The sequence below is a fragment of the Streptomyces noursei genome (genome assembly GCF_016917755.1).
GTDB lineage: Bacteria > Actinomycetota > Actinomycetes > Streptomycetales > Streptomycetaceae > Streptomyces > Streptomyces yunnanensis.
The window spans coordinates 6,831,327-6,853,512 of record NZ_CP070326.1; the positions used below are offsets into that span (position 1 = coordinate 6,831,327).

A 22,186-nucleotide genomic window follows, 5' to 3' on the forward strand; every position below is an offset into this window, starting at 1 on the left:
GAACGTCACCGACGCAGAACGCAGCGGGCACCGGGCGGGGCCGCGTCTCTTCCTGGCCAGCCAGGAGGAAATCAGTGAGCACCACCAGCAGGATCACCGCGGCAGCGCTCGCCGCCGCGGCCGGCATGACCGCACTCGCCGGGTGCGGAAGCTCGGGAAACAGCGGCAGCGCGGACGCCAAGACCGTCACGCTCGTCAGCCATGACTCGTTCAACGCCTCCAAGTCCGTCCTGGCCGCCTTCGAGAAGGAGAGCGGCTACAAGGTCAAGATGATCAAGGGCGGCGACGCCGGCGAGGCCGTCAACAAGGCGATCCTGTCCAAGGACAACCCGCAGGGCGACGTCTTCTTCGGGATCGACAACGCGCTGCTCTCGCGTGGTCTGAACGCCGGTCTCTTCACCCCCTACAAGGCCCAGGGTCTCGACAGCGTCCCCGCCGACCTCCAGCTCGACAAGGACGCCCACCGGGTCACGCCTCTCGACTACGGCGACATCTGCGTCAACTACGACCGCGCCTACTTCACCGCGCACAAGCTCACGCCGCCGCAGAGCTTCGACGACCTGCTCAAGCCGCAGTACAAGGGGCTGCTCGTCACGGAGAACTCCGCCACCTCCTCTCCGGGGCTCGCCTTCCAGCTCGGCACCATCGCCACCCACGGCGCTGGGGGAGGCTGGTCGGACTACTGGAAGAAGCTCAAGGCCAACGGCGTCGAGGTCGTCAACAGCTGGGAGCAGGCGTACAACGAGCGCTTCTCGGGCTCAGCGGCCGGTAAGGGCAAGGGCGACAAGCCACTGGTGGTCTCCTATGCCTCCAGCCCGCCCGCCGAGGTGATGGGCAAGACGCCCGCACCCAAGGAGGCCCCGACCGGCGTCGCGACCGGCACCTGCTTCCGGCAGATCGAATTCGGCGGCCTGCTCAAGGGCGCGAAGAACGAGAAGGGCGGCAAGGCGCTGCTCGACTTCCTCCTGTCGAAGAAATTCCAGGAGGACATGCCACTGCAGATGTTCGTCAACCCGGCACGCAAGGACGCCAAGGTGCCGGAGCTGTTCACCCGCTACGGCGCGACGATCGACAAGCCGGCGACGCTCGCACCGGAGACGATCAACAAGAACCGTGACCAGTGGATCAAGCAGTGGTCCTCGCTCGTTCTGAAGTAGCCCCCACCCGCCGAAGGGGGCCCGCGCGCGGAACGGCGGCGCGGCTCGGCCTGATGGCTCTGCCACTTGTCTTCTTCGCCCTGTTCTTCGCCTACCCCGTCGTCGAGATCGTCGGACGGGGGGTGAAGGACGGCGGGCAGTGGCAGCTCGGCAGGTTCGGGACCGTCCTCAGCCACCCGGACATCCTCCACGTGCTGTGGTTCACCCTGTGGCAGGCCGCCGCCTCGACCGCGTTGACACTGCTGGTCGCCCTGCCCGGCGCCTACGTCTTCGCGCGCTTCGACTTCCCCGGCAAACAACTGCTGCGGGCCGCGGTGGCGGTGCCGTTCGTGCTGCCGACCGTCGTCGTCGGCGCCGCCTTCCTTGCGCTGGTCGGCCGGGGCGGCCTGCTCGACGAGCTGTGGGGCGTGCGGCTGGACACCTCGGTGTGGGCGATCCTGTTGGCGCACGTCTTCTTCAACTACGCGGTCGTCGTGCGGACCGTCGGCGGGCTCTGGGCCCAGCTCGACCCGCGGCAGGAAGAGGCGGCCCGGGTCCTGGGAGCCGGACGGTTCGCCGCCTGGCGGAAGGTGACGCTGCCCGCGCTGGGACCGGCCGTGGCCGCCGCGGCGCTGATGGTGTTCCTCTTCACCTTCACCTCCTTCGGTGTCGTGCAGATCCTGGGCGGTCCCACCTTCTCCACCCTGGAGGTGGAGATCTACCGGCAGACCGCCGACTTCCTGGACCTGCCCACCGCAGCCGTACTGACCGTGATCCAGTTCGCCGCCGTACTGGGGCTGTTGGCGCTGCACGCCTGGACGGTACGGCGCCGCGAATCCACCCTGCGGCTCGTCGACGCCTCCCTGACCGCCCGCCGGCCGCACGGCCCCGGCCAGTGGGCACTGCTGTGGGGCACGCTCGCGGTCATCACCGTGCTGCTCGTCCTGCCGCTGGCCGTGCTCGTCGAGCGATCCTTCGCCGGGCCCGACGGCTACGGCCTGGCCTTCTACGAGACGCTGCGATCCGCGGCGTCCGCCGACAGCACCTTCGCCGTCGCCCCCCTCGACGCCCTCTGGAACTCCCTCGCCTACGGTGCCGCGGCCACCGCGATCGCACTGCTGGTCGGCGGTCTGGCGGCGGCCGCGCTGACCCGCTCCCGGCCGGAGCCCGGGCCGTCCGGACGGACACCGGTGATCACCCGGCTCCTGCGCGGTTTCGACGGACTGTTGATGCTGCCCCTCGGCGTGTCGGCCGTGACCGTCGGCTTCGGGTTTCTGATCAGCCTCGACAAGCCGCCGCTGGATCTGCGGTCCTCGTGGTGGCTGGTGCCGCTCGCCCAGGCCCTGGTGGGCGTACCGTTCGTGGTCCGCACGATGCTGCCGGTGCTGCGCGCGGTCGACAGTCGACTGCGGGAGGCGGCGGCCGTCCTCGGCGCCTCGCCCTGGCAGGTCTGGCGCGAGGTGGACCTGCCGATGGTGCGGCGGGCGCTGCTCATCGCGGCGGGCTTCGCGTTCGCCGTGTCGCTCGGCGAGTTCGGCGCGACCGTCTTCATCGCACGGCCGGACCAGCCCACCCTGCCGGTGGCCGTGACACGGCTGCTGAGCCGCGCGGGGGAGTTCAACTACGGCCAGGCAATGGCCCTTTCGACCATCTTGATGGTGGTGTGCGCGGCCGCCCTGCTGGCCCTGGAACGCCTTCCCATCGACCACTCCGGGGAGTTCTAGATGACGGCACAGGCCCCGACCGCGGCACCGCACATGCTGCGACTGGACGGCGTCACCGTCCGCTTCGGCACGCTCGGCACAGCCCCCGCCCTCGACGCGGTCGACCTCGACGTCGCCGCGCACGAGATCGTCTGCGTCCTGGGCCCCAGCGGCAGCGGCAAGTCCACCCTGCTCCGGGTGGTGGCCGGGCTGCAGCACGCCGACGAGGGCACGGTCCTGCTGGAAGGGCGCGATCAGGCGGCGATCCCCACCCATCGGCGCGGCGTCGGTTTGATGTTCCAGGACCACCAGCTCTTCCCACAGCGTGATGTCGCGGGCAATGTCGCCTTCGGGCTGCGGATGCGGCGAACCTCCCGCGCCGACCAGGAGCGCACCGTCACTGAACTTTTGGACCTCGTCGGGCTGCCGGGTGCCCAGCGCAGGGCCGTGGCCTCGCTGTCCGGCGGCGAGCAGCAGCGGGTCGCGCTGGCCCGTGCACTCGCCCCGAGCCCGCGCCTGCTGATGCTGGACGAGCCGCTCGGGCAACTGGACCGAGGGCTGCGCGAGCGTCTCGTCGTCGAACTGCGGCGGCTCTTCCGCGAGTTGGGGACGACGGTACTCGCCGTCACCCATGACCAGGGGGAGGCGTTCGCGCTCGCCGACCGGGTCGTGGTGATGCGGGACGGTCGGATCGCCCAGAGCGGCACCCCGCTGGAGGTCTGGCAGCGGCCCGCCACCGCGTTTGTCGCCCGCTTCCTCGGCTTCGACAACGTGGTCGAGGCGACCGTGCAGGGCGAGGCCGCCGCCACCCCGTGGGGCAAGGTGCCGGTGCCGGCCGGCACTCCGGACGGCCCCTGCCGGCTGCTCGTACGCCCGGCCGGCGTCCGGCTGACCTCGGCCGCGGACGGCCTGCCCTGCACGGTCGTGGCCCGGACGTTCCGCGGCACGCATGTCGCGCTGTTGCTCCAACCGTCGGGCGGGCCGCAGATGGAGGCGGCGTGCCCACTCCATGAGGCACCGGAGACGGGAGACCGGGTGGGGATCTCGTTCGCCGCCGAGGACGTGGTGGTGCTGGACGCCGCCGCGGACTAGCCGCGCCGCGTTGCGCCGCTGTGTCATGGATCGCTCCTGAAGGATCGGGCGCCATGGGGGTCTGTCATCACCTTCCCGCCCGCCCCGCGCGACGACGGGAAGGTGACGACACGCCCTAGGCGCGTGGGGGCGGGGCGGGGCGTCGGCCCTGCGGGACGACCAGCCCCAGTTCGTACGCGAGGATCACCGCCTGAGCGCGGTCACGGAGGCCCATCTTTGTGAAGAGCCGGTTGATGTGGGTCTTGACGGTGTGATCGGTGATCGTCAGCCGGGTGGCGATCTCCGCGTTGGACAGTCCCTGGGCGATGTGGACGAGCACCTCCACCTCACGGCCGGTCAGCTCCTCCACCGTGCGCACGGGAACCGGTGCCGACCGCTGTTTGACGAACTCCGCGATCAACCGCTTGGTCAGCTCGGGCGCCAGCAGCGCATTGCCCTCCGCCACGACCCTTACGGCATGCAGCAGTTCGGGAAACGTGGTGTCCTTCAGCAGGAACCCGCTCGCCCCGGCCGCCAGCGCGTCGTACACATACTCGTCGAGCCCGAACGTCGTCAGCATCAGCGCCTTGGTGGCACCACCGGACGCCCGGGTGATCTCGCGGGCGGCCTCGATACCGTTCTTGTGCGGCATCCGGATGTCGAGCAGCGCGAGGTCCGGACGCTGCTCGGCGGCGATCCGGACCGCCTGGACACCGTCCTCGGCCTCGCCCACCACCTCGATGTCGTCCTGGGTGCCCAGGAGATTGACGAACCCGGTGCGGACGATGGCCTGGTCGTCGGCCACGATTGCTCTGATCACCACGGGAGCTCCGCCTCCACGAGAAAGCCGCCGTCCGGGCCCGGGCTGGCGGTGAGCTTTCCGCCGAGCAATGCCGCCCGCTCCTGCATACCGGCCAGGCCATGACCGGAGTGGACCACGCCCGGCTGGCCCGGCCCGTCGTCCGCAATCCGCACCGCCAGCCGGTCCGGCCGGTAGTCGATCTCCACCACCGCGTGTGCCCCTGGGGCATGCCGGCGCACATTGGTCAGCCCCTCCTGCACGATGCGATACGCGGACAGCTCGCAGGACGTCGGCAATTCGACCCGATCTCCGCTGACCCGCAGCTCCACCTCGCCGCCCACCGACCGGTGCTGCGCTATCAGATCACCCAGCGCTTCCAGCGTCGGCTGCGGTGCCGTACCGGTGCGGTCCTGAGGGTCCGTCCGCAGCACGCCCAGTAGCCGGCGCAGTTCGGTCATCGACGCGCGGGCGGACGCGGCGATCTGCTGGAAGCCCTCGCGAGCCTGCGGCGACAGGTCCGGTGTGGTGTAGGTGGCGCTCTCCGCCTGCACCGCGATCACCGAGACCGAGTGCGAGACGACGTCGTGCAACTCGCGGGCGATCGCCGCCCGTTCGGCCTCGGCAGCCTGTCGTCGCTCCATCGCGAGGACCCGGGCCTGTGCCGCCGCCCGCTCCCGCTGCGTCTCTTCGCGCGCGCGTACCGCGTCACCCATCGAGACAGCCGCCAGGATCGCGACGGTCAGCACGAACCACTCGGCGAGCAGATCGAAGGAGTACGACCTCGGGTGCCAGGAGACGATGTGCCAGACGTTCACCGCGAGGGAGAGCGCCGAGCCGCCGCCGACGAGCAGCGCCGGATGCGCCACGCGGTGGCGGCCGAGGGTGTAGCACGCCATGAGGCCGCTGGCGGTCGCCGCGATATAGAGGTCTGTCCCGGCGGCGAAACTGACCAGGACCGCTGCGGCCGAGAGCGCAGCGGTGGCCGGATGGGAACGCCGCCACGCCAGTGCTGCCGCGGACAGCAGCACGCCGAGCGCGATCACCAGTGAGTGCCGTGGCACGACCAGCAGCTCCACGGCCGCGAACGCCGTGAGCGCCCCGCCGGAGGTCCAGGGATAGAACGGCGACGCGACCCATGTGCGCAGCCGCTGCCGGAGAGAAGTGCTCATGCCGCTATTTTTTCGGCTCGCGGTGGCAGCCGCATCGCAGCACGGGTTGATCCACGATCGGCATGTCATGCCACGGGTTGACGCCGAAGTTAGGTTGCTCGTTTGACGCCCCGTGATCCGACCGTCCATAGCCTCGTGATCAAGGCGAGGACGGGAGCGTCATGAAGAGTCAACTTGCGTTTCGAAAAAGGGAATTGGCGTCGTGTCGTGCGTCGCTGCGGGCTGCGCGCGCACCGTGGCGTTGGGACGGCGGGAACCGCGGGCACAGGAACCACGAGGTATGGGGGTGGAGCGCGTGCGCGGTCGCCGCGCTCGGCCTCGGATTGCTCACCAGCCTTCCGCCGCACCGCACGTGGGGTCTTATCGCGGCGGTCGGTTACGGCTGCGCCGCGGTGGTCACGGCGCTCCGCGCGAGACGGTGGGGCACACCGCGCGCCCCCACGATCAGCACTCGACTGCCCCTGGCGATTGCCGTGGTGGGGACGGTGGGCCTGCCGCTTCTCCTTCTCGTACTGGCCGGCAGCGCACAACTCGAAGTGGCGGTCGTCCAGCGCTCGGGCGACCTGCTGCTGCACTCCGGCAGTCCTTACATACCCGCGCCCGCCACCGTCGCGGACTACAACCCGTACCTGCCGGGCATGGCGGTCTTCGGCCTGCCGCACGCGCTGTTCGGTGACGGGCCGTTGACGGACGCCCGATGGTGGATGGCCGGAACGTTCTTCTTGTCGACGGCCGGCGCGGTGACCACGCTCGTCCGCAGCGCTCGGGCCGCCCCCGATCACCGGACGGGGCCTCGCGGTGCATCCCGCCGAGACGGCGTGTCTGCCGCGCTGTGGCTGGCGGTCTGCCCTCTGGTGGCCCTGCCGCTGGTCGTCGGCGGCATCGACCTCCCGGTCATCGGCCTGATGTGTTGGGGACTGGCCACGGCCGGCCGCGGAAAGCCGGTGCGCGCGGGGCTCCTGCTGGGCATCGCGGCAGCGCTGAAGTGGACGGCCTGGCCCGCCCTGCCGGTCGCCCTTGCCCTCGTGGCCACCCGCCATGGCCGAGGTCAGGCCCTCACCTGTGGCGCCACCGCCATCCTCGCGGTAGCGACAGCGGTGCTCCCCTTTTTGCTGATCGACCCCCGTGGCTTCGCCGAGAACGTCCTGGCGTTCCCGCTGGGGTTGGGGACGACGGCATCACCTGCCGAAAGCCCGCTGCCCGGGCGACTCCTGGCCGCCTACGTCCCCGGCGGGACGCTCATCGCGATGGTGCTGCTCGCGGTGGCGGCCCTCGGCATCGCCGCGTCGCTGCTGATCCGGCCGCCGCGGACGGTGCCGGCGGCGGCCGACCGTCTGGCGATGGGGCTCGCGCTCGCCATGGCACTGATGCCGGCCACCCGCTTCGGGTACCTCGTCTATCCCCTGATGCTCTGGGCATGGCCGTGCCTGGCGCATGCCCCGGCCGGATCACGCACGCCGGCCGGTCACTGCTCGCCCTTCCGGCCCCTGGTGGACTCCGCAAGGTCGGCCGCCCCACCCGGGCACTCCCGATCCGGCGCAGTTCCCCATCCGCACCAGCGTCGGGCCGACGACCGTGAACGTCGCTGCGGCGAACGACCTTTGAGCGGCCCTCCACAGACGGCGGGCGGGGCGGGGCGGGCCGGAAGCGGGCCGACCCCGAACCTGGAGAGGAGACGGCTCCATGAGCCGCACGCTGATCGTCACCAACGACTTCCCGCCTCGCCAAGGCGGTATCGAAACCTTCGTCCATGCCATGGCCACCCGCTTCCCGCATGATGCGGTGGTCGTCTACACGTCGTCCGAACCCGGGGCACCGGCCCATGACGCCGCATTGCCCTTCCCGGTGATCCGCGATCCGGCCCCGATGCTGCTCCCTACGCACCGCATCACGTCCCGTGCCGCTGCTCTCGCCCGCCGATACGCATGTGACAGCGTGTGGTTCGGAGCCGCGGCGCCGCTCGGACTGATGGCCGCGCGACTGCGGCGGGAAACGGGAGTGGCCAGGATCGTGGCCACCACACACGGCCACGAGGTCTGGTGGGCACGGACCCCTGGGGCTCGTCCGCTGCTCCGTAGGATCGGTGCGGCGACGGATGCGGTGACGTACCTCGGTGCGAGCACCCGGGCACCGATAGCGGCCGCAATCGGGCCCGCCGCCGCGGGCCGCATGGCGCGACTCGTCCCCGGAGTCGATTCCGAAGCATTCCGCCCCGGGCTCGACGGGCGTGCCGTGCGCCAGCGCTACGGCCTCGCCGGACGGCGGGTGATCCTGTGTGCGGCCCGGCTCGTGCCGCGGAAGGGCCAGGACACATTGATCCGCGCGCTGACGCAGATTCGTCGCCGGGTGCCCGACGCGGTGGTGCTGCTCGTCGGCGGCGGCCCCGATGAACCGCGACTGCGCCGGCTCGTCACCACCGAGGCCCTGGACGAGGGCGTGGTCTTCGCGGGCGCCCAGCCGCACCGGACCCTCCCGGCGTTCTACGCCGCGGCCGATGTCTTCGCGATGCCGTGCCGCACCCGGCGGCGCGGACTTGAGGTCGAGGGGTTGGGAATCGTCTTCCTGGAGGCGGCGGCCGCCGGGCTCCCCGTACTGGTCGGCGATTCGGGAGGTGCACCCGATACGGTCCGCGACGGGGAGACGGGGCACGTCATCGACGGTCGAAGCCCGGATGCCGTGGCCGAGCGGTTGATCGCCCTGTTGACCAACCCGGAAGCCGCGCGGGCGATGGGAGAGAAGGGGCGGGCCTGGGTGGCGGAAGAGTGGGGCTGGGACCGTTCCTACGAGCGGCTGGCACGGTTGTTGGCCAGAGATCCATGAGCGATCGCAGGGGGCGGGGAACCCGCCGTCCCACTCCGGCGCCGGCGACGCTGGAGACGACCGTGCGCCCGACCGCGTACGACGAGCTGTGGCGAGGGGGCTCACGCTCGGCGCAGGCAGCGGCTCACACTGCCGCCTGACGCGCCCCCTCCGAAGAAGAGCTCTCGGCGCCGGCGGGCTTGCCGCCGTCCGGACCCATCCAGCCGGACTCCTGCCCCGACGCGCTTTCCCGGTCCGCCCCCCACGCCGGATCGGCGCCCGTATCCGGACCCGGTCCCGCCTTCCGCACCTGCTGATCCGCACCCTGTTCCGGAGCCGTCTCCGGCTCGCCGAACCAGGCGACCGCGACGGCCCCGGCCACAGCGACCACGAAACCAAGGATCGCCATCCAGGCGAAGCCCGGACGAGAGGAGTCCCCCAGCCACAGCACGCCGAGGATGCCGGGCACGACGGTCTCGCCCACCACCAGAGCCGCCGTGGCCCCGTTCACCGAACCGATCTGCAGGGCGACAGTATGGAGATACATGCCGCCCATGCCCGCGACCAGGATCGCGTACAGCGCCGGATCGCCGAGGAGGGAGGGCAGATGGAACGGATCCACACCGTTCAGCACGCGTACGCCGACGCCGAGCGCGCCGAAGCCCAGGCCGGACAGCAGACCCGCGAGGATCGCCGCCCGTCCGCCGAGCAGGCGCACGATCAGGGTGCCGCCACCGATGATCACGACCGAGGCCACCAGCAGCCACCAGTGGGTGCCGATCGGGGTATGGCCGCTGCCCTCCGGCCCGGCGGCGGTGGCCAGCAGTACCAGCGCCGAGCAGACCACGCCGATGGAGACCCATTCGTTACGGGTGAGCCGGATGTTGAGGAGCTTGATGCTGAGTACGGCCGTGATCACGAGGTTGGCGCTGATCACGGTTTGCGAAAGGAACAGCGGCAGCAGCCGCGCGGCGAGCGCACCCAGCCCGAAGCCTATGAAGTCCAGCACGGTGCCGACCATGAATTCCCAGGTCACGGCTGCCTTGGCGGTGGACGACAGGCTGGGGCCGCCGTGCTGGGTGACAGCACCACCAGTTGCCTTCGCAGCCTCCCGGCGCGCGGACTTCCGCGAGCCCACCGCCTGAAGGACCGAACCGGTGCCGTAGCAGACGGACGCTGCTATGGCCGTCAGAAGGCCGATGATCACCGAGGGCTCCGTTCGCGTGCTGCATTACCTGTTCATTACCTGGCTTGGCAGACGCGCATTTCGGGACGTGAGTTGCCTCGGCGGGCGAAAAGTTCTCCAGCCGGCGAAAGCCGGGGTACAGAACACGCGACCGTGGCGGGCTCCGGACGAGGCTCCCCGCCGGCTCCCGGGGCTCCCGCGCGGCCGTCGGGAACGGCAACCGGGGAGCGACTTTCAGCGATGGTCGTCAGGGTCGGTCGCGGTAGAGGTGAGGTGGGTCAGCGCCTCCGGGACATCGTCGACGGAATCGACCAAGGCGATCCGGGCCGTCATCGGGTGTCCGGTCGCCAGCGTCCGGAGCAGGGGCCAGACAGGCAGCGTCTCCGTCCAGTACTCGCGGTCCACCAGCACCATGGGGGTCGGTCCACTGTCCGACCGGTAGTAGTTGAGGGTCGCGGCGTCGAAGACCTCCTGCACGGTCCCCGCCGCGCCGGGCAGGAACACCACACCGGCGTTGGACCGGGCCAGCAGCCCCTCCTCGCGCAGCGCGTTCGCGAAGTACTTCGCGATGTGGGTGGCGAAGGCATGCGGAGGCTCGTGCCCATAGCACCAGGTGGGCATGGCGATGGACGTTCCGCCGCCCGGCCGGTTCCGGAGCACTTCGTACGCGACGCTCGCCCATGCTGTGACCGAGGGCCTGACGTGCGGGGTCGTGGAGAGGAGGTCCAGCGCTTCGTCGAGCATGGCGTCCTCGAACGGCGCCGCGTACGCTCCGAGGTTCGCCGCTTCCATCGCACCGGGGCCGCCGCCGGTCGCGATGGTCAGGCCGGTGCGGCCGAGCCGGCGCCCCAGCGTGGCTGCTCCCGCATAGGCAGCGGAGCCGCGCTCCATGGCGTGCCCGCCCAGGACCCCCACCACGCGTGCCCCGGCGAGATATTCGTCGAGAGCGTCGGAAACGGTGTCGTCGTGGATGCTGCGCAGCATGCCGGCGACCACATCGCCGGTCGCCTTCGTCTCCTGGTACCAGCGGTAGGTGCGCGCGTCCGGGGTGGCGTCGTAGCCGGCGTCGAGCAGTCCCGCGAAGAGTTCGTCCGGAGTGTAGAGCGTGCCGCGATAGGGGTCGAACGGCAGGCCCGGAGCCGGTGGGAAGACCAGGGCGCCACCGGCGCGTACCTTCACGGCGGCGTCCGGTTCCATCGCACAGCCGAGGAAGACGGCATCCGCGGTGTCCGTGGCGAGCAGGGCGAACGTACGGTCCGTCAGGTCGAGGGAGCGGATGCGATATCCGGCGAGCCTGCCGGTCGCGGCGACCCGGTCGAACTCCGCGAGCGCGCCGATCTCGCCGCCGTGCTCCTGGGAACCGAGGGGCACCGGGGGCTCTGCGCTCGACTGCACATCCGCCATGCTAGGACCGCAGGGACTTCACCAGGGGGCCGAGCAGACCGTCTTCGGCGGCGGCGTCGAGAGCGGTGCGCAGAGCACTGTCGTATGTCGGGCGCGCCCTGCTCTGCATCTCGCGGCCCTCGTCGGTGATCACGCTGTAGACGCCGCGCCGGTCGTCGGGGCACAGGTCCCGGCGGGTCAGGCCGGACGACTCCAGACGCGAGGCGAGTCGGCTGACCGAACTCTGGTTGAGACCGATCAGATCGGCGAGTTCCTGCATCCGCAGTTCGCCGTCCTCCGAATCCGCGAGACGAGCCAGCGCGCGGTACTCGGAGAGGCCGAGTCGGTGATGCTGTTGCAGGGCCTTCGCCAACTCCTGCTCGATGCGTGTGTGCAGTGCTCCGAACCGGTCCCAGTGCTCCGCGTCCATCGTTTCCGCTCTCTTCTGTTCTCTTCTGGTGTCTGGCCTGTCCGGCGTTGCTCTCCGGCGTTCCGAGGCGTTTCCCACTGAGCTCTTGACAGCAGCGTACATGCGCCTGAAACTTATGTATGTGCATGCAAGGGATGCGTGTACATGGAAATGTGAGGGGGAGTGTTATGTCGTCGACGGATGTCACGGAAGCGGGAAGTGCCCAGGAGATCCAGCGGATCGCGACCACACCGGACTGGTATGAGCCGTACAAGATTTCACAGGCCATCAAGGCCGGCGGACTGATCCACGTATCCGGTCAGGCGGGGATCGATGAGCAGGGGCGGACCGTCTCGGACGACTTCCTGGCCCAGGGCCGTCAGGCGTTCGCGAACGTCGGGCGGGTCCTCGCCGAGGCCGGGTCGTCGCTCGCCGATGTGGTGAAGGTCGGCATCTTCGTCACGGACATGGCCGCCGACCTCGCCCATGTCATCACCCTGCGCGAGGAGTTCTTGTCAGAGCCCTATCCCGCGGACACCTTGCTCGAAGTCTCGTCGCTGGCCCAGCCGGAGTGGCGAATAGAGGTCGAGGCCACCGCCCTCGCCCGCTGACGGCCGGGCGCGCATCCCCGTCGGTCGCTGGTCGGCCCGCACCGCGCTACGCGACTCCGTCCCGGCCGGGCGCGCCCCGACCGACCGACGCCTTTCGCCCGGCCCGGCACCGCGGCTCGACACTGGGAGAGATCCCGGTATCCGTTGTCGCCGACACCGAAGGAACCCGGACTGGCCGGGCCTCGCCGAGCCGCCAACCCAACGACCCCACAGGCCCCAGTAACGGCGCCGACCGCATCCAGGGCATTCACCGCATCTACCGCGTCGTGTCACAGCCTGCTCGAGCCGCCCTGCCCACCCACCGGACGGCCACCTCAACGCCCGACTTCAACCCACCAGACCGAGCAGGCCCAGCAGGGCTCCTTCTGCGTTTCCTCTGGCTGCTTCTCCGCCTTCTCCGGCCGGGCCGGCTCGCGCCCGCGGCCACACGAGCGCATCACCATCGTTTCCTGTCGCACCCCGCCACACCAGAAGGAGGCACCCGGCAAAACACCGAACGACGCACGCACAGGGAGGAACACACAGGGAGGGAAACGCAGAGAGGAACACGTAGAGGGGAACGGACAGAACCAGCACCGGACTTCGGCACACCACGTTCCGGGGTTCCCCGTTGCCCTGCCGTCCTTCACGGCACGGCCCCTCACGACACGGCCCTTCGCGGAGCAGCCCTACGACACACAGATCCACGACACACAGCCCTATGCCGCGTCATAACTCGCCACATGGCCCTTCGACGCTGCGGACCAGGCGGCACCGGGCATCACCACCTCGACGAACACCGCCTCGACAAATGTCGCCTCAGAGAGGTACCGCCTCAAGGAACAGCGCCTCAAGGAATGTCGCCTGAAGGAGAACGTCGACTGGAGGAACGCCGCTTCACGGGACTCCGCCGCAGACATCAGCGGCTTGCGCACACTCCCATGTGCCAGGAGCTGCCCAACCCAAGTGCAACGCACGGGAGCCGGCGCGCCCGAGCTCTGCACGCCGCGACTCAATGCACCAGCGGAAGCGTTGCCATCTCGGCGACGGTCCAGGTCAGGGGGCCGAGGACGAGCACGAGGGCCGTGGCGCGCAGGGCCGTGGCGCGGTGGAGGACGAAGGCGGATGCGCCCAGCCGGCGCAGGGTGGCCGTGCTGCGGGCGCGGGCCGCCCGGGATTCGAGGGCGGAGCTCAACGCGCTGACGGTGACGCAGGCAAGGACGACCGCTGCGCCGATCGCGGTGAACGGACCGAGGGGACGGGAAGGAGCGGCTTGGTGCAGCACGCCGGCGGCGTAGACGCCGGAGGCGACCGCGCAGAGGACGCCGAGGGGGCGGCCCAGCCGGTGCGACTCCTCCTGGAGGACGCGCCCGGACAGCAGGCGCAGTGCGCCGGGACGGCCTGCGCACAGCAGTTGGCCGGACAGATAGACCAGGCCGGGGCCGGCCAGTACGAGACCGATGGCGGCGAGGGCCCAGCCGGCCAGGATGCCCGGCGGGCTGCCGATCAGCCGACCGGAGAGGGGCAGGAGTTCGCCGGCGGCGCCGGCGGCGGGGCTGGTGTATGCCTCGATGGCCAGACCCGCCGCGGCCAGGGCGACACCCCAGGGGAGACCTGAGGGGGCTTCGGTGGTCGAAGGAGTGTCGGTGTCGACGGCGCCCGCTTCGGTGCGGGGCCGGAGCGAGAAGGCGGTGGCCACGGCTGCGGTCAGCGGGATGACGGAGATCAGCATGAGGGCGCCGATCCACGGCAGCGGGTGACCGGCGCCGAGCAAACCGGAGTCGATGGCGCGGGAGCCGGTGGCGGTGCCGGAGGCGGCGGTGCCCAGGTCGCCGCGGAGGGCCAGGAAGACGACGAGCGAGAGGAGGACGCCGAGGGCGCAGAAGAGGGCGGTGGAGGTTGCGGCGAGCAGGGTGAGCCGGAACGGGCCGAGGCCGGCGGCGGCCATGCCGCGCTGCAGCCGGGCGGCCGGGTCCGTACGGGCCATGGACACCGCGAGTTGGGCGGTGGCGGCGAGCGGGGCGGTGCACCACAGGAGCCGGGCCAGGGAGTCGCCGGCCGTGGCGGGGTGGGCGGCGGCGTGGCCCAGGGCGGCCAGCACCAGGAAGCCGGTGCCGGCCGCGGCGGCGGTGACGAGGAGACGGCGCAGCAGGACGAGGGGGTGGGTGCCGCGGGCTAGACGGAGAGCGAGCACGCTGCCCTGCTTTCCTCATCGGAGGCGCCGGCGGTCTCGGGAACGGCGCCCGAGCGGCGGCCGTCCAGCAGCGCGATGGTCCGGTCGGCGAGGGCGGCGACCTTGGGGTCGTAGGTCGCCAGGACAACGGTGATGTGGTGCGAGCGGGCCGCGGTGGTCAGGGTGCGCAGTACCTGGGTGCCGTCGGCGCTGTGCAGGGGAGCCGTGGGTTCGTCGGCGAAGAGCACCTGCGGGGTGGTGACCAGGGCGCGGGCGATGGCGACGCGCTGGCGCTGGGACTGGTCGAGCCGGCCGGGGCGGCGGCGGGCGCACATGCCCACGTCGAGGCGTTCCAGCCACTCGATGGCGGTGTGCTTGGCCGCGCGGTGGCCGGCGCCGCGCAGCAGGAGCGGGAGGGCGGCGTTCTCCCAGGCGCTGAGTTCGGGAACGAGATGGGGTTCGGTGTCGATCCAGCCGAACCGGTCGAGACGCAGCCGTTCGCGGCTGGGAGAGGAGAGGGTGTGGACGGGGGAGCCGTTGAACCAGATCTCGCCCTGGGTCGGGACGAGCTGTCCGGACAGGCATTTGAGGAGCGTGGTCTTGCCGCTGCCGCGGGGGCCGGAGACGGCAAAGATCTCGCCTTCGCGGACATCGAGCGAGACATCGGTGAGGGCGACGGTGGCGCCGTGTGTGTGGTGCAGGCCGTGGGCCCGCAGAACGTCGTTGTCAGGCGGGGCCACCATCTGCACACCTCTCGCTTGTTTCGCTGCTCGCTTCCCCCGGCGGGGGGAACGACCACGGAGGGTATCGGTCACCAGCACGGTAAGGAATCGCATCCTCGGTCATTTGTGGCTCGGCAGCCACAACGGCCCAGATTCACTCGTATGGATGGGAACGAGCGAATCCAGGCCGTCGGATGTGCAGTTGTGCACTGGTGTTCAGTTGTTCAGCTATCCACTGGCGCACCAGGAGGTGACGCGATGATCAGAGCTTGGTCCACGCCTCGGTGAGGACGGAGCGCAGGATCTGCTCGATCTCGTCGAAGACCGGCTGGTCTGCGATCAGCGGCGGGGCCAGCTGGATGACCGGGTCGCCACGGTCGTCGGCGCGGCAGTAGAGGCCGTTGTCGTACAGGGCCTTGGAGAGGAAGCCGTAGAGGACGCGCTCGGTCTCCTCGTCGTTGAAGGACTCCTTGGTGGCCTTGTCCTTCACGAGCTCGATGCCGTAGAAGAAGCCGTTGCCGCGGACGTCGCCGACGATCGGCAGGTCGTGCAGCTTCTGCAGGGTGCTGAGGAAGTTGCCCTCGTTCTTGAGCACGTGCTGGTTGAGGCCCTCGCGCTCGAAGATGTCGAAGTTCGCGAGCGCCACGGCCGAGGAGACCGGGTGGCCACCGAAGGTGTAGCCGTGCAGGAAGGTGTTGTCACCCTTGTAGAACGGCTCGGCGAGGCGGTCGGAGATGATGCAGGCGCCGATCGGGGAGTAGCCCGAGGTCATGCCCTTGGCGCAGGTGATCATGTCCGGGACGTAGTCGAACTTGTCACAGGCGAACATCGTGCCGAGGCGGCCGAAGGCGCAGATGACCTCGTCGGAGACGAGCAGCACGTCGTACTGGTCGCAGATCTCGCGGACCCGACGGAAGTAGCCGGGGGGCGGCGGGAAGCAGCCACCGGCGTTCTGCACCGGCTCCAGGAAGACCGCGGCGACGGTCTCCGGGCCCTCGAAGAGGATCTGCTGCTCGATTTGGTCGGCGGCCCAGCGGCCGAAGGCCTCGGGGTCGTCGCCGTGGATCGGGGCGCGGTAGATGTTGGTGTTCGGGACCTTGTGCGCGCCGGGGACCAGCGGCTCGAAGGGGGCCTTCAGGCCCGGCAGGCCGGTGATCGACAGGGCGCCCTGCGGGGTGCCGTGGTAGGCGACCGCGCGGGATATGACCTTGTGCTTCATCGGCTTGCCGGTGAGCTTGAAGTACTGCTTGGCGAGCTTCCAGGCGGTCTCGACCGCCTCGCCGCCACCGGTGGTGAAGAAGACCTTGTTCAGGTCGCCCGGGGCGTAGTTCGCCAGGCGCTCGGCAAGCTCCACGGCCTTGGGGTGGGCGTAGGACCACACGGGGAAGAAGGCCAGCTCCTGGGCCTGCTTGTAGGCAGTCTCGGCGAGCTCGACCCGGCCGTGGCCGGCGTTGACCACGAAGAGGCCGGCGAGGCCGTCGATGTAGCGCTTGCCCTTGTCGTCGTAGATGTTGGTGCCCTCGCCGCGCACGATCGTGGGCACGGGGGCGTTCTCGTACGACGACATGCGGGTGAAGTGCATCCACAGGTGGTCGTACGCCGTCTTGGAGAGGTCGGCGCTCATTGCTATCTCGTTCCCCAGGTGTAGGTCTGCTTCCGGAGCTTGAGGTACACGAAGCTCTCGGTGGATCGGACGCCGGGAAGCGTGCGGATCCGCTTGTTGATCATTTCCAGAAGGTGGTCGTCGTCCTCGCAGACGATCTCGATGATGAGATCGAAGGAGCCTGCCGTCATGACGACGTATTCGACCTCCTCCATGGTCGTCAGGGCGTCGGCCACGGGGTCGAGGTCGCCCTCGACGTTGATGCCGACCATTGCCTGCCGGCGGAGACCGACCGTGAGGGGGTCGGTGACCGCGACGATCTGCATCACGCCTTGGTCGAGCAGCTTCTGTACGCGCTGCCGCACTGCCGCCTCGGACAGGCCCACGGCCTTGCCGATCGCGGCGTACGGACGGCGCCCGTCCTCCTGGAGCTGCTCGATGATCGCCAGGGAGACGGAGTCGATCGACGGAGTGCCGTTTCTGTCACGAGTGGCCACGTCCTTCACTGTGCACGAGGTTCGACGGTATGGCAACCCCAAAGCGATGAAATCAGTTGTTGATCGAGGTGGATTTCACTGATTTCGTTGTTCGAGCCGTGTGGGTGTGTTGAAAACGTGGCTCCCGCGGATAGTGTGGGGTCGCAACCACCGGACATCTGACATTGAAGGGGGCGCACAGTGACCACCGCACTGCGTCGTCTGCGCAACTACATCGACGGGGAGTTCCGGGATGCCGCCGACGGGCGGACCACGGAGGTGGTCAACCCGGCCACGGGTGAGCCGTACGCCACCGCCCCGCTCTCCGGCGCCCCGGACGTGGACGCGGCCATGGCGGCCGCGGAAGCCGCGTTCCCCGCCTGGCGTGACCTGATCCCGGCCGAGCGCCAGAAGGTCCTGCTCAAGATCGCCGACCGCTTCGAGGAGCGTGCCGAGGAGCTGATCGCCGCCGAGTCCGAGAACTGCGGCAAGCCGATCGCCCTGGTCCGCTCCGAGGAGATCCCGCCGATGGTGGACCAGATCCGCTTCTTCGCGGGTGCCGCCCGGATGCTCGAAGGCCGCTCGGCCGGCGAGTACATGGACGGCTTCACCTCCATCATCCGTCGTGAGCCGGTGGGTGTCTGCGCCCAGGTCGCGCCGTGGAACTACCCGATGATGATGGCCGTGTGGAAGTTCGCCCCGGCGCTCGCCGCGGGCAACACCGTGGTCATCAAGCCCTCCGACACCACCCCCGCCTCGACGGTGCTGATCGCCGAGATCATCGGTGGCGTCCTGGACGAACTGGGCCACTCCCGCGGCGTGTTCAACGTCATCTGCGGCGACCGGGAGACCGGCCGCCTGATGGTCGAGCACAAGGTCCCGGCGATGGCCTCGATCACCGGCTCGGTGCGCGCCGGCATGCAGGTCGCCGAGTCCGCGTCCAAGGACCTCAAGCGAGTCCACCTGGAGCTCGGCGGCAAGGCCCCGGTCGTGGTCTTCGAGGACACCGACATCGCCAAGGCCGTCGAGGACATCGCCACCGCCGGCTACTTCAACGCCGGCCAGGACTGTACGGCCGCCACCCGTGTGCTCGTCCAGGAGTCCATCCACGACGAGTTCGTCGCCGCGCTGGCCAAGGCCGCCTCGGAGACCAAGACCGGTGCGATCGACGACGAGGACGTGCTCTACGGTCCGCTGAACAACGCCAACCAGCTGGCGCAGGTCAAGGGCTTCATCGAGCGGCTGCCCGCGCACGCCAAGATCGAGGCCGGCGGCGAACAGGTCGGCGAGAAGGGCTACTTCTTCGCCCCGACCGTCGTCTCGGGCCTGAAGCAGGACGACGAGATCGTCCAGAACGAGGTCTTCGGCCCGGTCATCACCGTGCAGTCCTTCGCCGACGAGAAGCAGGCGGTGGAGTGGGCCAACGGCGTCGAGTACGCCCTGGCCTCCTCGGTGTGGACCAAGGACCACGCCCGCGCGATGCGGATGTCCAAGGCCCTCGACTTCGGTTGCGTGTGGATCAACACCCACATCCCGCTGGTCGCCGAGATGCCGCACGGCGGCTTCAAGAAGTCTGGCTACGGCAAGGACCTGTCCGCCTACGGCTTCGACGACTACACCCGGATCAAGCACGTGATGACCTCGCTGGACGGCTGAACCGACCGGTACCCACCGGGGGATCCCCACCGTCGGGCGGCACGGAACGCTCGACACACCGTCGCGGGCGGAGGCCCGGCAATGGACGCTCTGTCTCTTGCCGCCTCCGCCCGCGGCACGTGAGAGTGCTCGCCATGGCTGATCTTTCGCGGCGTTCGCTGCTTCGGGGCATGGGCGGAATCGGTGTGACCGGGGCGCTGGCCGCCATGACGGGATGCGGGGTGCCGCCGGCGTACGTCGAGGCCGCCGACCGCGAGGCCCCGGACCGCTCCGCGCGCGAGCGCAAGCTGGTCTTCGCCAACTGGCCGCTCTACATCGACGTCGACGACCACGACCCGCAGCGCCGCCCCACGCTGGACGCGTTCCAGAAGCGCACCGGGATCTCCGTGACGTACACCGAGGAGATCAACGACAACGACGAGTTCTTCGGGAAGATCAGCCCCGCGCTGATGAACCACCAGGCCACCGGGCGCGACCTGGTCGTCATCAGCGACTGGATGTGCGCCCGGTACGTCCGGCTGGGCTGGGTCGAGACGATGGACCGCGCGGCCCAGCCCAACGTCGCCCGGTACCTCGATCCGCTGCTGCGCGATCCGCACTTCGACCCCGGCCGCACGCACTCGGTGCCCTGGCAGTCGGGGATCACCGGCATCGCCTACAACCGCAAGAAGCTGGGCCGGGAGATCAAGCACACCTCCGACCTGTGGAAGGACGACCTGCGCGGCCGGGTCACCCTGCTGTCCGGCATGGACGAGGCGTTCGCCATGCTGCTCCAGGGCAACGGCGTGGACATCACCCGCTGGACCGCCGCCGACTTCCACCGGATGATCGACCAGGTGCGCGCCCTGGTCCACAAGGGCCACATCCGCCGGTTCACCGGCAACGACTACATCAAGGACCTGGACTCCGGCGATGTGCTCGCCGCGCAGGCGTACTCCGGCGATGTGATCCAGCTGAAGGCGGATAACCCGGACATCGAGTTCGTGGTCCCCGAGGAGGGCGCGGAGCTGTGGGCGGAGAGCATGATGATCCCCAACCTCGCGGCCCACAAGCGGAACGCCGAGCGACTGATCGACTACTACTACCAGCCGGAGGTCGCCGCCGAACTGGCCGCCTGGGTCAACTACGTCTGCCCGGTGCCGGCCGCGCGTGAGGTGCTCGCCTCGTCCAAGGACAAGGAGCAGGCCCAACTCGCCGCGGATCCGCTGATCTTCCCCGACGGGGCGATGCGCAGGCGGCTGGCCATCGCGCGGGATGTCACGGCCAAGGAGCGGCCCGAGTTCGCCAAGGCGTGGAACGGGATCGTGGGGCTGTAGCCGTTGGTGGGGGTCGTGGTCGGGGTGGGGCGGTGGCCGAGGTGATCAACTTGCCTGCCAGACTTGGCGGTTATGTCGATCTCCGCGATGCAGTCGAAGTTCCCGGAGCCGTCCGGGCTGTCCGGGCCGTGTGGAGCGTCCGAGTCGTGCGCGTCGTCCGGGGGCCGGATATCGCCGGCCGTGACCCTGGGGCTGTTCGCCGCCTGGGCGTTGCACGACGCCGAGGAGGTGGCCTTCGGGCCGCGCTGGGTGCGGGAGAACGTACCGGCGCTGCGCAAGCGGTTCCCGCAGGTGCCCATGGGGGTCTGGCGGGCCGTGGAGGGCGTCACCGAGCGGGAGTTCGCCGTGGCGGTGACGGTGATGGCGGGCATCGTGGCCGCGGCGGCGGCCAGCGGGTACCGCAGCGGCGGCCGGTCCGCGTTCTTCCAGGCCACGCTGGACGGCTTCGGGCTGCACGGCCTGATGCACCTCGCGCAGGCCGCCGTGGTCCGCGGCTACACGCCCGGGGTCGCCACCTCGCCGGTGCTCGTGATCCCGTTCACGCTCTGGGCCCGCGGTCGGCTGCGGCGGGCCGGTCGGCTGCGGCCGACGACCCCGGGCAGCACGGCACGGGGGATCGCCGCCGCGGCCGCCGCCACCGTCGTCTCGCACGCCGTGGCGCGGCGCCTGGTCAAGGAGTGAGGGCGGCCGGGGGTTCGGTCCGGCCCTCGGCGGGGCGGGTGCGCGGCTGAGTCCCCGTCGCCGCCGAAGATAGGCCGATCGCCAGCCGCCGATCGCCGACCGGCACCCCCCAACGGGCCCCCAACAGGCACCCGCCAACCGGCAAGCGGTAGGCGGGAGTTCCGGTGCCGAGGCGGTACGCGCCGCGGGCGGCCGCCGCCCAGTCGCCCAGCTGCCACCCGGAGGCCGGTCAGGCGTGCCAGCCCGCCGCGTAGGCGTCGATCTCGGCCGCCAGCCGCGCCTTGGCCGGGTCGTCCATGAACGACGCGGTGACCGAGTTCTTGGCGAGGGCGGCGACCCCCGCGGCGTCCAGACCCAGCAGACGGGCGGCGACGGCGTATTCGGTGTTGAGGTCGGTGCCGAACATCGGGGGGTCGTCGCTGTTGATGGTGACCAGGACGCCGGCGTCGACCATCTCCTTGATCGGGTGCTCCTCCAGGGTGCGCACCGCGCGGGTGGCGATGTTGGAGGTCGGGCAGACCTCCAACGGGATGCGGTGCTCGGCGAGATGGGCCAGCAGCTTCGGGTCCTGGGTGGCGCTGGTGCCGTGGCCGATCCGCTCGGCGCGCAGGGAGGTCAGGGCGTCCCAGATGGTGCCGGGGCCGGTGGTCTCGCCGGCGTGCGGGACGGAGCGCAGCCCGGCGGCGATGGCCCGGTCGAAGTACGGCTTGAACTGGGGCCGCGGGACGCCGATCTCGGGGCCGCCCAGCCCGAACGAGACCAGGCCCTCGGGCTGCAGCTCACAGGCGATCCGGGCGGTCTCCTCGGCGGCCTCCAGGCCCGCCTCGCCGGGGACGTCGAAGCACCAGCGCAGCACCACGCCCCACTCGGACTCGGCCGCCTTCCGGGCGTCCTCGATGGCCTCGACGAAGGCGGCGTCCGGGATGCCGCGGCGGACCGAGCTGAAGGGCGTGATGGTCAGCTCGGCGTAGCGGATCTGCTGGCGGGCCATGTCGCGGGCGACCTCGTACGTCAGCAGGCGGACGTCCTCGGCGTCGCGGATCAGGTCCACGACGGAGAGGTAGACCTCGATGAAGTGGGCGAAGTCGCGGAAGGTGAAGTAGTCGGCGAGCGCCTCGGGGTCGCTGGGCACCGCGGAGTCGGGGTGCCGGGCTGCCAGCGCGGAGACGATCCGCGGCGAGGCCGAGCCGACGTGGTGGACGTGCAGCTCCGCCTTGGGCAGGCCCGCGATGAAGGTGTCGAGGTCGGACAACGGTTCCTCCTGGGTGAGGGTGCGCGGGGCGGACGATGCGGTGTGGTCATCGTAGGGCG

Annotated in this window: 19 protein-coding genes; 9 read left to right on the forward strand and 10 right to left on the reverse strand. The window is 70.3% G+C overall.

The features are described from left to right. Nucleotides 1-74: 74 nt before the first annotated feature. From JNO44_RS30010 to JNO44_RS30020, 3 genes are read left to right on the forward strand one after another with little or no spacing between them, the layout of a single operon-like run. Nucleotides 75-1,157 (forward strand): thiamine ABC transporter substrate-binding protein, encoded by a 1,083-nt coding sequence (locus tag JNO44_RS30010; RefSeq protein ID WP_205366837.1) that lies wholly within the window; start codon nucleotides 75-77, stop codon nucleotides 1,155-1,157. A gap of 53 nt (nucleotides 1,158-1,210) precedes the next feature. Continuing rightward, entirely contained in the window at nucleotides 1,211-2,860 is a 1,650-nt protein-coding gene (locus JNO44_RS30015; RefSeq protein WP_205366838.1) for an ABC transporter permease, read from the forward strand. Further along, nucleotides 2,861-3,931 (forward strand): ABC transporter ATP-binding protein, encoded by a 1,071-nt coding sequence (locus tag JNO44_RS30020; RefSeq protein WP_205366839.1) that lies wholly within the window; start codon nucleotides 2,861-2,863, stop codon nucleotides 3,929-3,931. It abuts the gene before it with no gap. A gap of 115 nt (nucleotides 3,932-4,046) precedes the next feature. On the opposite strand, the gene JNO44_RS30025 is transcribed toward JNO44_RS30020, so the two are convergent. Together JNO44_RS30025 and JNO44_RS30030 are read right to left on the reverse strand one after the other, a co-directional pair. Further along, a complete protein-coding gene (locus JNO44_RS30025) occupies nucleotides 4,047-4,733 on the reverse strand; it encodes a response regulator (RefSeq protein ID WP_039632360.1) in 687 nt (228 codons plus the stop codon). Continuing rightward, complete coding sequence (locus JNO44_RS30030) at nucleotides 4,727-5,881, reverse strand: sensor histidine kinase (RefSeq protein WP_205366840.1); 1,155 nt, start codon at nucleotides 5,879-5,881, stop codon at nucleotides 4,727-4,729. Before JNO44_RS30030 ends, JNO44_RS30025 begins: the two co-directional genes overlap by 7 nt. A 485-nt stretch (nucleotides 5,882-6,366) precedes the next feature. Here JNO44_RS30030 and JNO44_RS30035 point away from each other — a divergent pair, with 485 nt between their 5' ends. Beyond that, on the forward strand, nucleotides 6,367-7,659 hold the full coding sequence (locus tag JNO44_RS30035; RefSeq protein ID WP_240167709.1) for a glycosyltransferase family 87 protein: 1,293 nt from the start codon (nucleotides 6,367-6,369) through the stop codon (nucleotides 7,657-7,659). Continuing rightward, nucleotides 7,565-8,701 (forward strand): glycosyltransferase family 4 protein, encoded by a 1,137-nt coding sequence (locus JNO44_RS30040; protein ID WP_205366842.1) that lies wholly within the window; start codon nucleotides 7,565-7,567, stop codon nucleotides 8,699-8,701. Before JNO44_RS30035 ends, JNO44_RS30040 begins: the two co-directional genes overlap by 95 nt. Before the next feature lie 124 nt (nucleotides 8,702-8,825). Here the strand turns inward: JNO44_RS30040 and JNO44_RS30045 are convergent, their stop codons facing one another. The 3 genes from JNO44_RS30045 to JNO44_RS30055 all read right to left on the reverse strand — a co-directional run bounded on the left by JNO44_RS30045 (nucleotide 8,826) and on the right by JNO44_RS30055 (nucleotide 11,679). Continuing rightward, nucleotides 8,826-9,887: a DMT family protein gene (locus tag JNO44_RS30045; protein WP_240167710.1), complete on the reverse strand. Its 1,062-nt coding sequence runs from the start codon at nucleotides 9,885-9,887 to the stop codon at nucleotides 8,826-8,828. Nucleotides 9,888-10,100: 213 nt separating this feature from the next. Next, on the reverse strand, nucleotides 10,101-11,270 hold the full coding sequence (locus JNO44_RS30050; RefSeq protein ID WP_205366844.1) for an LOG family protein: 1,170 nt from the start codon (nucleotides 11,268-11,270) through the stop codon (nucleotides 10,101-10,103). Nucleotide 11,271: 1 nt separating this feature from the next. Then, a complete protein-coding gene (locus JNO44_RS30055) occupies nucleotides 11,272-11,679 on the reverse strand; it encodes a MarR family winged helix-turn-helix transcriptional regulator (protein ID WP_102925966.1) in 408 nt (135 codons plus the stop codon). Nucleotides 11,680-11,846: 167 nt separating this feature from the next. Between JNO44_RS30055 and JNO44_RS30060 the strand changes: the two genes are divergently transcribed. Then, complete coding sequence (locus JNO44_RS30060) at nucleotides 11,847-12,269, forward strand: RidA family protein (protein WP_205366845.1); 423 nt, start codon at nucleotides 11,847-11,849, stop codon at nucleotides 12,267-12,269. Between the two features lie 991 nt (nucleotides 12,270-13,260). Here JNO44_RS30060 and JNO44_RS30065 read toward each other — a convergent pair. The 4 genes from JNO44_RS30065 to JNO44_RS30080 all read right to left on the reverse strand — a co-directional run bounded on the left by JNO44_RS30065 (nucleotide 13,261) and on the right by JNO44_RS30080 (nucleotide 17,243). Then, a complete protein-coding gene (locus JNO44_RS30065) occupies nucleotides 13,261-14,442 on the reverse strand; it encodes a hypothetical protein (RefSeq protein ID WP_205366846.1) in 1,182 nt (393 codons plus the stop codon). Then, on the reverse strand, nucleotides 14,424-15,164 hold the full coding sequence (locus JNO44_RS30070) for an ABC transporter ATP-binding protein (protein WP_205366847.1): 741 nt from the start codon (nucleotides 15,162-15,164) through the stop codon (nucleotides 14,424-14,426). The genes JNO44_RS30065 and JNO44_RS30070 overlap by 19 nt, the downstream gene beginning before the upstream one ends. Nucleotides 15,165-15,405: 241 nt before the next feature. Continuing rightward, the gene (locus JNO44_RS30075) at nucleotides 15,406-16,767 is read right to left on the reverse strand and encodes an aspartate aminotransferase family protein (protein WP_039632344.1); all 1,362 of its coding nucleotides are present in this window, start codon (nucleotides 16,765-16,767) and stop codon (nucleotides 15,406-15,408) included. A gap of 2 nt (nucleotides 16,768-16,769) precedes the next feature. Continuing rightward, entirely contained in the window at nucleotides 16,770-17,243 is a 474-nt protein-coding gene (locus tag JNO44_RS30080) for an Lrp/AsnC family transcriptional regulator (RefSeq protein WP_039640768.1), read from the reverse strand. Nucleotides 17,244-17,423: 180 nt separating this feature from the next. Here JNO44_RS30080 and JNO44_RS30085 point away from each other — a divergent pair, with 180 nt between their 5' ends. From JNO44_RS30085 to JNO44_RS30095, 3 genes are all read left to right on the forward strand, one after another. Then, complete coding sequence (locus JNO44_RS30085) at nucleotides 17,424-18,878, forward strand: gamma-aminobutyraldehyde dehydrogenase (RefSeq protein ID WP_205366848.1); 1,455 nt, start codon at nucleotides 17,424-17,426, stop codon at nucleotides 18,876-18,878. Nucleotides 18,879-19,012: 134 nt separating this feature from the next. Further along, nucleotides 19,013-20,194, forward strand: coding sequence for a polyamine ABC transporter substrate-binding protein (locus JNO44_RS30090; RefSeq protein ID WP_205366849.1), 1,182 nt, complete (start codon nucleotides 19,013-19,015; stop codon nucleotides 20,192-20,194). Between the two features lie 72 nt (nucleotides 20,195-20,266). After that, nucleotides 20,267-20,875 (forward strand): HXXEE domain-containing protein, encoded by a 609-nt coding sequence (locus JNO44_RS30095; RefSeq protein ID WP_205366850.1) that lies wholly within the window; start codon nucleotides 20,267-20,269, stop codon nucleotides 20,873-20,875. A gap of 229 nt (nucleotides 20,876-21,104) precedes the next feature. Here JNO44_RS30095 and JNO44_RS30100 read toward each other — a convergent pair whose 3' ends face one another. Beyond that, nucleotides 21,105-22,127 carry an adenosine deaminase gene (locus JNO44_RS30100; RefSeq protein WP_205366851.1) on the reverse strand — a complete coding sequence of 341 codons (1,023 nt, stop codon included), beginning with the start codon at nucleotides 22,125-22,127 and terminating at the stop codon, nucleotides 21,105-21,107. Nucleotides 22,128-22,186 lie beyond the last annotated feature (59 nt).

Excerpts from the sequence above, each read along its gene's own strand:
- JNO44_RS30040 (WP_205366842.1), top strand. The coding sequence starts at position 7,565 with ATGAGCCGCACGCTGATCGTCACCAACGACTTCCCGCCTCGCCAAGGC.
- JNO44_RS30020 (WP_205366839.1), top strand. The coding sequence starts at position 2,861 with ATGACGGCACAGGCCCCGACCGCGGCACCGCACATGCTGCGACTGGAC.
- JNO44_RS30050 (WP_205366844.1), bottom strand. The coding sequence starts at position 11,270 with ATGGCGGATGTGCAGTCGAGCGCAGAGCCCCCGGTGCCCCTCGGTTCC.
- JNO44_RS30075 (WP_039632344.1), bottom strand. The coding sequence starts at position 16,767 with ATGAGCGCCGACCTCTCCAAGACGGCGTACGACCACCTGTGGATGCAC.
- JNO44_RS30060 (WP_205366845.1), top strand. The coding sequence starts at position 11,847 with ATGTCGTCGACGGATGTCACGGAAGCGGGAAGTGCCCAGGAGATCCAG.
- JNO44_RS30090 (WP_205366849.1), top strand. The coding sequence starts at position 19,013 with ATGGCTGATCTTTCGCGGCGTTCGCTGCTTCGGGGCATGGGCGGAATC.
- JNO44_RS30030 (WP_205366840.1), bottom strand. The coding sequence starts at position 5,881 with ATGAGCACTTCTCTCCGGCAGCGGCTGCGCACATGGGTCGCGTCGCCG.
- JNO44_RS30070 (WP_205366847.1), bottom strand. The coding sequence starts at position 15,164 with ATGGTGGCCCCGCCTGACAACGACGTTCTGCGGGCCCACGGCCTGCAC.
- JNO44_RS30015 (WP_205366838.1), top strand. The coding sequence starts at position 1,211 with ATGGCTCTGCCACTTGTCTTCTTCGCCCTGTTCTTCGCCTACCCCGTC.
- JNO44_RS30055 (WP_102925966.1), bottom strand. The coding sequence starts at position 11,679 with ATGGACGCGGAGCACTGGGACCGGTTCGGAGCACTGCACACACGCATC.
- JNO44_RS30095 (WP_205366850.1), top strand. The coding sequence starts at position 20,267 with ATGTCGATCTCCGCGATGCAGTCGAAGTTCCCGGAGCCGTCCGGGCTG.